Genomic DNA, 11,536 nt, shown 5'->3' with positions numbered 1-11,536 from the left:
AATTAGTCAACAAGAAGCTTCTTCTTAATAAAAAGAAAGCTTCCTTTTTACAACTAACTCAGGAACTTACTACTCATAACTCGAATACCTCTATAATCCCCTCAAGGGGATAGTTTTGTTTAGAATTTTATTTTGTAAACCTTAAATTTTACGTCTTATAACTTATAACTCAAAACTTACAACCCACGTTATGGATAGTAGTGGAAATCCTTTTGTAGGAATTGGATTTTCTGTAATAACTTCTAATTTTCTTCTACAAAAGATTGCAACGGATAGCCCGACCGAGCGATTTACATTACTTGTTATTGAATTATTAAGAAGAAATTGATGAATTGTATAAATGAAAGGAAAAGAGCGAGCGAACGCCCAAATAATTCCATAAAAAAAGCCCAACAGAAGTTGAGCTTTTGAAATATAGATGAAAGGATAATTTACTCTCCTAAATATGCAACCGTTTTAGCATCGCCGTCTACAGTTACTTTAGTCAAGTTATATTTTGCTAAATTTTTCATTGATTTGTCCCATTTTTTACCGCTTAAAGCAGCTTTGGATTTTAATTCGTTCAAATCAATGTTTTCGTTAGCTTTTAAAATTTCAATAATTTGAGTTTCTTCTTCTGTCAATTCGTAAGCTGGTGCAGCTTTTTCTGGACGCATTTGAGGGAAGAATAAAACTTCTTGGATAGAAGGATTATTTGTTAAGAACATAATCAAACGGTCCATTCCGATTCCTAAACCTGATGTTGGAGGCATTCCATATTCTAAAGCACGCAAGAAATCTTGGTCGATAAACATTGCTTCGTCGTCACCTCTATCAGCTAAAGCCATTTGTGCTTCAAAACGCTCACGTTGATCAATCGGGTCATTTAACTCAGAATATGCGTTAGCGATTTCTTTTCCACAAACCATTAATTCGAAACGCTCAGTTAATTCTGGATTATCACGGTGTTTTTTAGTCAATGGAGACATTTCTTTTGGATAATCTGTAATGAAAGTTGGTTGAATGTAGTTTCCTTCACATTTTTCACCAAAAATTTCATCGATCAATTTTCCTTTACCCATCGTCTCATCAACCTCGATTCCCATTCCTTTAGCAGCTTCAAATAATTCTGCTTCAGATTTTCCATCGATATCAAATCCTGTGAAATCAATAATTGATTGACGCATTGTTACACGTTTGTAAGGCGCTTTGAAATCAATTTTATGTTCTCCAAATGTCGCTTCAGAAGTTCCATTAACAGCGATTGCACAATGCTCTAATAATCGCTCTGTGAAATCCATCATCCAGTTATAATCTTTGTAAGCAACGTAAATTTCCATTGCTGTAAATTCTGGATTATGCGTACGATCCATTCCTTCGTTACGGAAGTTTTTAGAAAATTCGTAAACACCATCAAAACCACCAACGATTAATCTTTTTAGGTATAATTCGTTTGCGATTCTTAAATATAATGGAATGTCTAATGCATTGTGATGCGTAATAAACGGACGAGCTGCTGCACCTCCAGGAATCGATTGTAAAACTGGAGTTTCGACTTCCATGTATCCACGATCGTTGAAGAAGTTACGCATTGCGTTGAATAAACGTGTACGTTTTAAGAAAATTTCTTTCACATGTGGGTTTACAACCATGTCTACGTAACGCATACGGTAACGCAATTCTGGATCTGTAAAAGCATCAAATACATGACCTTCGTCGTCAGTTTTTACAATTGGTAATGGACGTAAAGTTTTTGATAATAACGTTAATTTTGTTACGTGAACAGAAATTTCACCCACTTTAGTTTTGAATTCATATCCTTCAATTCCAATAAAATCTCCGATATCCATCAATTTCTTGAAAATTGTATTGTACTCAATTCCTTCTTCAGACGAAGAAATATCATCTCTTGAGATATAAACCTGTACACGACCTTCGCTATCTTGTAACTCAGCGAAAGAAGCTTTTCCCATTACACGAACACTCATCAATCGTCCGGCAAGCTTGACAACCTTTCCTTCTTCGTACTTTTCCTTAATTTCTTTAGAATTAGAAGTTACCACGAATTCTTCGGCAGGGTAAGGCTCAACGCCTAAGTCTCTTAATTGTTGTAGTTTTTCTCTACGAATAATTTCTTGTTCAGACAATTGCATAGTGAATATAATTTATATAAAATGAAAGCAAAATTATGAAAAATAATCTTGATTCACGAAGTTTTTATGATTTAATAATGTAAGAATTATCAGTATTGATGCGAGTTTTAGTCTACTAACTCAAAACGACGCTCTAACGTGTAATCAGTATCTTGAAATTTTACCTTTTTGGTTTCGATACTATACGAAATCCAACCGTTATCTTTGATACGCGAAGTCGTTTTAACGTAATATTTTATGTCGTCTTTCAATCGTTTTTCAGATGGTTGTTCAGAACCTAATTTCGTTGCCAAATCTTTCAAATAGCTGTACCAAGAATTGGCTAACCAATCTTTATCGGCTTCCTGAAAACTTGACATAATGTAATTGGTTTGCGAAACTCCAATCTCATTCAATTTCAATTCTGTTGTCGCTGGAGTAGGAGAAGTGCTGAATAAATTGTCCATGTACGACTGATAAACAAGCGGTGCACTTTCTAAAGTAAAATTACTTTTTCCATAAAAATGATGGAATTGACGAATGTCTTTGTCAAATAATTTAACAATATTTTCTTCTGTAGAATATTGTTGAAGATTTTTTTTGATTAACGCAATCGCAGTAGGATTATCCAAATATTTATTCTCTAAATCTTCTGATGATAAAACCAATTGTTTGATCGTTTTATCTAAATCTGTATAACCTAAAAATCGTCCGTCTTGATCTATTTTAAAGGAAATCGAAACATTATTAACTAACGAAAAAGGATTATTTAAAAATGATTTTGAATTGAATTGTACATTTCTAAAATTCCACTTCACAATGGTTTCATTTTGATAGACATTTTCAACCTGAATAATAACGTTATAAGTATATTGTTCTTGATGTGAAATCGTATCATCTTCCAATTTCACTTCACTTGTTGTTACATTATAACGTTTCTCGTTTCCAATATTCCAATATGTTTTCGGGAAAATAATCGTTTCCTGTGGTGCATTAAAAATAGTATCATTTTTAACAACCGGTGAAATTGTATCTTGTATAGGATCTTGAGCGAATATTTTTATCGAAAAAAATAGAAAAAACAGATAATATGTAAAGTTAATTTTCATTTATAAGCAATCAAACTAATTCAAAAATAGAGCAAATTATCTAAAATGAAGTTTGAAATTCGTTAAAAAATAAAACTTAGTCATTTAAAAGTTTTATACTTAATTGATTAACTGTTTTCTTAGAACCGATGTTTAAGCTAAATAAATATTCAGATTTGATTAAAATTGAATTCAAATCGTATGTATTTTCATATTTCACTTTTAATTCAACAGTTTCCGAATATTTTTTGATTTCTTTTTTCACCTGTTCTTGCGACAAATTCAGTTTAGCATCATTCAACATATAATACGCCATTTCTTCCCATAATTTTTCAAAATCATCTTTGCTCAAATTTTGGTCAGAAACAATTGTATACGTACCTTTTTCTTTGTTGATGTCTTTTAGATAAGTATTTGTTGTAGAAGAAATTGGGAAACCAAAAATATTTTCTTGTACCGATTTTCCTTCATATGTTTCACCTAAACGAAAATATTGTCCATTAAAATAATTGAAAACATGAACTTCTTGTTCAAAAACATACGGAACATACGTTTTTGACTTGACCATTTCCTCAATGTACGCAATATTTGCTTTATAATCATCAGATTTTTTGCGCTGTTTGCCAAGTTTATCTGTTATTTTAAGCAATTTTTCTTCAATCTGAGGAATATTTAATAATTCTAAAAATTCTCCAGAAGGATTTGTTGTGAATTCGTATTCTATTCCTTCAGAATTATTGATAAAATCGCGGTAAAATTCATCAGGATCATTGGATTGATTTTTACCATTTACAAATGTATACTTATTAGCAAAATCATTCTTGTCAACCAATTCCATCGATTTATTTGATTGGTTGATGACTTTAGAAACCGTGTCATTTACAGAAATCGAAAAGTTACGATCTGTAAATGAGTAGTTATATACTTTATTTAATTCTAAATTTGGTTTTACCTGTACAGATTTTTCTTCAAAATTCACCTGCGCAAAAATGGCAGGAGAGTATAGTAAAATCAAGGTAAATAGGCTTGTTTTCATTCTCTCTAAAAGTTGTACAAATATAGAATGATTATTGAATATCCAAGTTATTTATTGAACGAATCATTGTATCAATTGGCTTAGTTTCCGAAATTTCTTTTTCCATCAAAGTTCCACCGATTTCTTTCAGCTTTTTAACCTGCGGAATAAAACGATTTTCTAGTGAACCTATAGCTTTATTGTAACTTTGGGTTGCTTGGTTAAGATTATGACCAACAGTTGCCAAATGTTGTATCAAAACATTCACACGATTGTATAATTCTATCCCTGCATCTCGCATTTGATATATATTTTCCGCAACATTTAATTGTTGCCAGCTAAACGCAATTGTGCGAAGCATTGTAATCAAAGTAGTTGGTGTTGCAATAATTATTCTATTGTTTAGTGCATCTTCTATCAAAGTTCGCTCCAATTCTAACGCAGCACCAAAAGAACTTTCAATTTGTAAATACATCACCACATAATCGGGCGCTTCTGTGTATTGATTCCAATAAGCCTTAGAACTCAAATTCTTTAAATGTTCGCGGACAGCTTTCGCGTGCATTTGCAAATGATGTTTTCTCAAATTGTCATCTTCCGTTTCAAACGCAAGCATATATTGGTTTAACGGAACTTTAGAATCCACAATAACTTTTCTATTTCCAGGAAGATTAACGATTAAATCTGGGCGAAGCAAACCATTTTCGGACTGAACAGAAGTCTGTTCTTCAAAATCACAAAAAGATGACATTCCTGCAAATTCAACCACGCGACGCAAACCAATTTCTCCATATTTTCCTCTTGTGTGCGAAGTTTTAAGTGCAGAAACTAATGTATTGGTTTCTTTTTGCAATTTATCGGTTGTGCCACGCATCGAATCTAAAAAAACTTTAATTTCTGAATAAGCACCTTCTCGCGCTTTTTCTATTTCGGATATTTTTCCGTCAAATTTATTCAAACTTTCATTTAATGGCTTGATTAACGAATCAATTGCTTGTTGACGTTTTTCTAAATCGTTTTGAGAATTAGTAAAATGTTTATCCAATGTTGTTTTCGCTAAATCAAGAAATTGTTCGTTATTACTTTTCAAAACTTGAGCTGAAAGTGCTTCAAATTGCTCTTTTAATCGTTCATTAGTTTCGAGCATAAACGATTTCTGATCCTCCACAGCTTTCATTGCTTCTTGATGACGAACCGTTAATTCTGTATTTTTTTCGCGCTCTTTTTGCCATTGATCCAAATTGAAATTTGCATCATCTTTTATTTCGATAAATTCATTTTTTAGCGAATCATATTGCTTCTGAAGTTCTTGGTATTTTATTTCATTTCCAATTATGGCTGAATTTGCTTTCGACTTTGAATATAAAAAACTGATAACGGCTCCAATGATAAAAAAAAGGATGGATGAAAGTATGATAGCGCTGTTCATAATCTTAAAATTTAAACAAAGGAACGATTTTATACGACACAATATGTCGTTATTAAAAATAAAATCATAAAAAAACGACTTCTAAGAATCGTTTTTCATCTTAAATTAATTGTTTTGATCTCTTTAGATAATTTTTGTGCCTTTTATAAAATTAATGTTAAGAAAAAAGACAGCTTGAAAAAAGCTGTCTTTGTATGATTATAAATGAATAGAATCTTGGGATTCTGTCCTTAAATTATCTTTTGTTTCGAAGATAGAATTTTTGATGATTTGAGAACTTTCGTTCAAAATTGGTAAAATCTGGCTTTCGTCTTTTGTTTCTTTAAATCCTAATTCTAAAATCGGATCGATATAATACAAAATACTTGATGTTAAAAGTAAAGAGATTATTAATCCTAAAGCCGCTCCACCAAATCGATTAATGATTCCTAAACCAACTGCTTCTACCGTTTTTTGTGTTAAACTTGACGCTAATTTTATCGTGAAAAAAGCAATTGCAAATGTAATAACTAACGCAACCAAAGAAGTTAAGCTATCTGCAACAATATTGTACGAGTCGACATAAACTTCGATGATTTGATAAAATTTAAAACTTAACCAAATTGCTACAAAAAAACCGACTAACCCAATTAATTGAGAAATAAAACCTTTGAAAAATCCGTTGATAAAACCAAAAGCTAATGCAATTAAAATCAGAATATCAAGTTGATTGAAATCAGTCATTAAGCGTTTTGTAATTGATGTTTTTCAGAGATTTTTTTCAATGTTCCAACTAAGACATCAATATCTTCTTTAGATGTTTCGTATGAAAAAGATACACGTAAAGGTGTCATTTGATCAATTTCTTCTTCTGTGTACAATGTTTGCATAACTAATGAAACTTTTGCTGCACCAGAACTGCAAGCACTTCCTTGTGAAACAGCGATACCAGCTAATTCTAATTCGAATCCGATTAAGGCATCATGGAATGGTAATTTGATGCTTAATAATGCATACAAACTTTTGTCTAAATCATCTGATAATCCATTGAAAGAAACGCCTGGAATAGCTGCTTTTAATTGATCGATTGTATATTGTTTAATTTCTTTGATGTGATTTACATGAGCATCTAACTCATCAATCGCTAAATCAAAAGCTTTTGAAAGTCCAACAATTCCGTATACGTTTTCGGTACCAGAACGCATTCCTCTTTCTTGTCCTCCTCCAGCAATCAAGGCTTTTAAATGCGAAGCTTTTTTTGCATATAAAAATCCAGCACCTTTTGGTCCATGAATTTTGTGTGCTGAGCAAGAAGCGAAATCCATTCCCAAATCTTGGAAATCTAAATCGTAATGACCAACTGTTTGCACCGTATCTGTGTGGAACAATGTATTATTTTCTTGACACAATTGCGAAATACGTTTAATATCTGTTAAATTTCCAATTTCGTTATTAGCATGCATCAAAGAAACCAATGTTTTTTTAGATTGATCTTTAACTAATTCCTCTAATTGAGCATAATCAATGTCTCCATTTTTTTGAATATTGATGCGGATTACTTCAACTTTTCCACGATATTCTAAATCTTTGATACTTTCTTGTACGCATTTGTGTTCCATATCCGAAGTAATGATACGTGTAACATCTAAATCATTTACACAAGAACGTATAATCGTATTGTTAGATTCTGTCCCACAAGAAGTAAAATAAATTTCGGCAGGAGAAATATTTAAACGCTGCGCAATGTTCTTTCGAGCCATTTCTATAAGTGCCTTGGCTTCTCTACCAAAAACGTGGGTAGAAGATGGATTTCCGAAAACATTTTTCATCACATTTGCCATTTCGTCAACTACTTCTGGACGAATTGCTGTGGTTGCTGCATTGTCTAAATATACTCTTTGCATTATCGATTATTTACTGTATTGTTGTTTACTTTGAGGTTTTGAACAACAAATTTAAGTAAAATGTAAGGATTGAAAAAGTAAAATGCTATTTAAAACGCATCAAGTCCGAAGATAAAAATCTCCATTCGGGTGTAAGAAGTGTGCCTTCTTTTGCAATATACCATGGTGAGATTAAATCGTTGCTTGGATTAGAAAGAATATGAATGTCTTGACTTGGATAATAACTTTGTGCTAAAATGAATATTTTATTCCCATTTTTATCATTTGCTAAATCAATTACCATTACAGCATGACTTTTTATATTTCCTTTTTGAAAAAATATATCACCAATTTGAATTTCTTTAATAGAGACAGGTTTTAATAATTCAGCAATTGTATTCGAATTTGTATTTTCTAAATAATAAATCAAATATTGCATGTATTTTGTATAAGAATAATCTCCTTTTACATAGTCAGTGTAAGGAATTGGTTTTGTAGAAATTTTAGACAATTTATCTATTTCATTGTATTTTTTTGTACGAAAGAAATATTCTAAACGCAAACTCATCATCGCATTTGCATTAAACTGCACATTTTTTTTTGGTTGTTCCAAATCTAAAACTCCTACATATATATTTGGATTAGATTTTTTTTGACCATCAAAAGAATAAACAGCTGTATTATTGTTTTTGAGCGGAAGATTATTTATCCATTTACCAAAATCTGTATAATTTTGATTCCTTTCATAATTTGGAGGTGTATCAAATTTTTTAAAAATTTTTAATTCACGAGAATGAATGAGACTATACTCCTCATTTTCTATCAATTCATTATTAGTAGAAGATTTTAGAATATGAGTATTACAGGAAGATAAAAGAGTAAATAATATTAAAAATGTAAAACTTAAAAATTTCATTAAAACTAAAAAAACTTGCTATTCTCTTGTTAAGAGTTGAATTTGATCTCTTAATTCGGCTGCTTTTATAAAATCTAAATTTTTTGCAGCTTTTTCCATTTCTTTCTGCAATTTCTGTACCAATTTCTCTTTATCTTCTGTCGAATAATTTTCATTAATCTCCGCAGCTTGTTGTATCAAATGTTTTTGTTCGTAAGGATTTTCTTCAAAATCTGCTGCAGCTAAACTTAGCTTTGTTATTTTTTTATTTAAAGCTTGAGGAACTTTATTGTGATCTTTGTTGTATTGCATCTGAATTTCACGACGACGATTCGTTTCATCAATCGTTAATTGCATACTATCCGTAATTCTATCTGCATACATAATCGCCAAACCATTCACATTACGCGCTGCACGACCAACCGTTTGCGTTAAGGAACGATGACTTCTCAAAAAACCTTCTTTATCAGCATCCAAAATTGCAACCAAAGAAACTTCGGGTAAATCTAAACCTTCTCTCAAAAGATTGACACCAACCAAAACATCAAATAATCCCGCACGTAAATCGGCCATAATCTGAACACGTTCTAACGTATCCACATCGGAATGAATATAGCGACAACGAACGCCATATTTTGTAAGATATTTCGTTAATTCTTCCGCCATTCGTTTCGTTAAAGTTGTGACCAAGACACGTTCGTCTAATTCAACTCGTTTATTGATTTCTTCCATCAAATCATCAACTTGATTTTGTGTTGGACGAATTTCAATAATTGGATCTAATAATCCAGTTGGACGAATGACTTGTTCCACAACAATTCCTTCCGATTTTTCTAATTCGTAATTTGCAGGTGTTGCCGAAACATAAATCACTTGATTTTGTAAAGCTTCAAATTCTTCGAATTTTAACGGACGATTGTCCATTGCAGCAGGAAGTCTAAAACCATATTCTACTAAATTCTCCTTGCGAGAGCGATCTCCACCATACATTGCATGAACTTGAGAAACTGTAACGTGCGACTCATCAATCACCATCAAATAATCTTCTGGGAAATAATCTAACAAACAGAATGGACGAGTTCCTGGTTCGCGACCATCTAAATATCTCGAATAATTCTCGATTCCAGAACAATATCCCAATTCTTTGATCATTTCCAAATCGAATTCAGTACGTTCTTGCAAACGTTTTGCTTCGAGATGTTTTCCTATTTCATGATAATATTCAACTTGCTTACCTAAATCAATCTGAATATCAGCAATTGCACCATTCAAAGTGTCTTTAGAAGTCACAAAAAGATTGGCTGGATAAATATTAATTTTATCTAATTTAGTTGAAGTTTTACCTGTTTCAACATTAAAAACAGAGATTTCTTCGATTTCATCACCAAAGAAATTAATTCTGATTCCGTCATCCGCATAAGCAGGAAAAATATCTAATGTATCACCTTTAATTCTAAAATTTCCGCGTTGGAAAACACCTTCTGTTCTCGAATATAAAGCTTGAACCAATTTATGTAAAAAAGCTGTTCTCGAAATAATTTGCCCCGTTTCTATCTGAATCACATTTTTATGAAATTCTGTTGGATTTCCAATACCATATAAACACGAAACTGAAGCGACAACTAATATATCGCGACGGCCAGAAAGTAGGGAAGAAGTTGTACTTAAACGAAGTTTTTCAATTTCCTCATTAATTGATAAATCTTTCTCGATATATGTTCCTGATGAAGGAATATAGGCTTCTGGTTGATAATAATCGTAGTAAGAAACGAAATACTCGACTGCATTATTCGGAAAAAATTCTTTGAATTCCATATACAGCTGCGCCGCCAATGTTTTGTTATGCGCCAAAACCAAAGTTGGACGTTGCACATCTTGCACAACATTCGCGATTGTAAATGTTTTACCAGAACCTGTAACACCCAAAAGTGTTTGATAACGATCATTATTTAGAATACCATTTGATAATTCTTCAATAGCTTTTGGCTGATCACCGGTTGGCTTGAATTCAGAATTTAATTGAAACTGCATTTCACAAATTTACAAATTATTCAGATAAAAAAGGATTGTTATGAATTGTGATTTTAAAAGAAGTTGATAAAAAATAAAAAGGCGACTTTAAGTCACCTTTTCATCAAAACCACAAAAAAATGAGAAAACTGTTTACTTAGTAAACAAACTTCCTTCCATTATTACAAGCTATTGCCCGCTATAACCATTGCAAATATATGTCGGTTTTCTGTGCATGCACAATAATTTGTAATACTTTGTTTTATTGGTGTCGATAAAAGTTATTTATAATAGTGTTAAAACGTCTGATTACAACGTTTTCGTGAATTTGAATAAATTTTATAGTGTCAAGTTTACACTAGCGAATTTTCGCTAAATTCCATAATTTATCTAATTCGGAAATGGTTAAATCAGCTATGTTTTGACCATTTTCTTTCGCGATTTCTTCTAATTTCTGAAAACGCGTGATAAATTTTTTGTTCGATCGTTCTAAAGCATCTTCAGAATTGATGCCCTTAAATCGTCCATAATTAATCAAAGAAAACAAAATATCACCAAATTCCATCTCTTTATCTGTTGGATTTTGTTCTTCTTTAAATTCATTAATTTCTTTGATAATTTTATCAAAAACTTGATCAGAATTTTCAAATTCAAATCCAACACCTTTTACTTTGTCTTGAATTCGGTAAGCTTTTACCATTGCTGGGAGAGAAGTAGGAACGCCAGAAAGTACAGATTTGTTACCTTCTTTTAACTTGATTTGTTCCCAATTTTGAAGAACTTTTTCTTCCGTATTTGCTTCTACATTGCCATAAATATGTGGATGACGATGAATTAATTTGTCACAAATACCATTTAAAACATCAGCAACATCGAAGTTGTTTTGTTCTGATGCGATTTTAGAATAAAAAACTAGGTGAAGAAAAACATCACCTAGTTCTTTTTTTATTTCATCCAAATCTTTTTCGATGATAGCATCCGAAAGTTCATAAATTTCTTCAATAGATAACGTACGCAACGTTTCCATTGTTTGTTTACGATCCCACGGACATTTTTCACGTAATTCATCCATTATATCCAACAATCTTTCGAAAGCTTGTAATTGATCTTTACGTGTATTCATCTC

General features: G+C 31.7%; 9 protein-coding genes. All 9 read right to left on the bottom strand.

What is annotated here, in order from left to right; all coding sequences use genetic code 11:
- Positions 1-431 precede the first annotated feature (431 nt).
- The 9 genes from lysS to mazG all read right to left on the bottom strand — a co-directional run bounded on the left by lysS (position 432) and on the right by mazG (position 11,533).
- On the bottom strand, positions 432-2,132 hold the full coding sequence (lysS, locus tag B4H69_RS14680; RefSeq protein ID WP_180906247.1) for a lysine--tRNA ligase: 1,701 nt from the start codon (positions 2,130-2,132) through the stop codon (positions 432-434).
- Positions 2,133-2,239: 107 nt separating this feature from the next.
- Positions 2,240-3,220 carry a hypothetical protein gene (locus B4H69_RS14675; protein ID WP_180906248.1) on the bottom strand — a complete coding sequence of 327 codons (981 nt, stop codon included), beginning with the start codon at positions 3,218-3,220 and terminating at the stop codon, positions 2,240-2,242.
- A gap of 76 nt (positions 3,221-3,296) precedes the next feature.
- On the bottom strand, positions 3,297-4,235 hold the full coding sequence (locus tag B4H69_RS14670) for a hypothetical protein (protein WP_180906249.1): 939 nt from the start codon (positions 4,233-4,235) through the stop codon (positions 3,297-3,299).
- Positions 4,236-4,266: 31 nt separating this feature from the next.
- On the bottom strand, positions 4,267-5,643 hold the full coding sequence (gene rmuC, locus B4H69_RS14665) for a DNA recombination protein RmuC (RefSeq protein ID WP_180906250.1): 1,377 nt from the start codon (positions 5,641-5,643) through the stop codon (positions 4,267-4,269).
- A gap of 198 nt (positions 5,644-5,841) precedes the next feature.
- Positions 5,842-6,366, bottom strand: coding sequence for a CvpA family protein (locus tag B4H69_RS14660; protein ID WP_114999807.1), 525 nt, complete (start codon positions 6,364-6,366; stop codon positions 5,842-5,844).
- Positions 6,366-7,526: a cysteine desulfurase family protein gene (locus B4H69_RS14655; RefSeq protein WP_180906251.1), complete on the bottom strand. Its 1,161-nt coding sequence runs from the start codon at positions 7,524-7,526 to the stop codon at positions 6,366-6,368. The genes B4H69_RS14660 and B4H69_RS14655 overlap by 1 nt, the downstream gene beginning before the upstream one ends.
- 85 nt (positions 7,527-7,611) lie before the next feature.
- Complete coding sequence (locus B4H69_RS14650; RefSeq protein ID WP_180906252.1) at positions 7,612-8,331, bottom strand: DUF4846 domain-containing protein; 720 nt, start codon at positions 8,329-8,331, stop codon at positions 7,612-7,614.
- A 108-nt stretch (positions 8,332-8,439) separates the two neighbouring features.
- A complete protein-coding gene (uvrB, locus tag B4H69_RS14645) occupies positions 8,440-10,431 on the bottom strand; it encodes an excinuclease ABC subunit UvrB (protein ID WP_180906253.1) in 1,992 nt (663 codons plus the stop codon).
- 337 nt (positions 10,432-10,768) lie between these two features.
- Positions 10,769-11,533, bottom strand: a complete 765-nt coding sequence (mazG, locus tag B4H69_RS14640; protein ID WP_180906254.1) for a nucleoside triphosphate pyrophosphohydrolase — start codon at positions 11,531-11,533, stop codon at positions 10,769-10,771.
- Positions 11,534-11,536 lie beyond the last annotated feature (3 nt).

Source organism: Empedobacter sp. UBA6745 (genome assembly GCF_002453775.1).
GTDB classification, from domain to species: Bacteria; Bacteroidota; Bacteroidia; order Flavobacteriales; family Weeksellaceae; genus Empedobacter; species Empedobacter falsenii_C.
The sequence above is the reverse complement of the archived record's forward strand: the minus strand, read 5'-3'. Positions and strand labels throughout refer to the sequence as shown.

Coding starts and splice junctions, on each gene's coding strand:
- lysS (WP_180906247.1), bottom strand. CDS start 2,132: ATGCAATTGTCTGAACAAGAAATTATTCGTAGAGAAAAACTACAACAA.
- B4H69_RS14675 (WP_180906248.1), bottom strand. CDS start 3,220: ATGAAAATTAACTTTACATATTATCTGTTTTTTCTATTTTTTTCGATA.
- B4H69_RS14670 (WP_180906249.1), bottom strand. CDS start 4,235: ATGAAAACAAGCCTATTTACCTTGATTTTACTATACTCTCCTGCCATT.
- rmuC (WP_180906250.1), bottom strand. CDS start 5,643: ATGAACAGCGCTATCATACTTTCATCCATCCTTTTTTTTATCATTGGA.
- B4H69_RS14660 (WP_114999807.1), bottom strand. CDS start 6,366: ATGACTGATTTCAATCAACTTGATATTCTGATTTTAATTGCATTAGCT.
- B4H69_RS14655 (WP_180906251.1), bottom strand. CDS start 7,526: ATGCAAAGAGTATATTTAGACAATGCAGCAACCACAGCAATTCGTCCA.
- uvrB (WP_180906253.1), bottom strand. CDS start 10,431: ATGCAGTTTCAATTAAATTCTGAATTCAAGCCAACCGGTGATCAGCCA.
- mazG (WP_180906254.1), bottom strand. CDS start 11,533: ATGAATACACGTAAAGATCAATTACAAGCTTTCGAAAGATTGTTGGAT.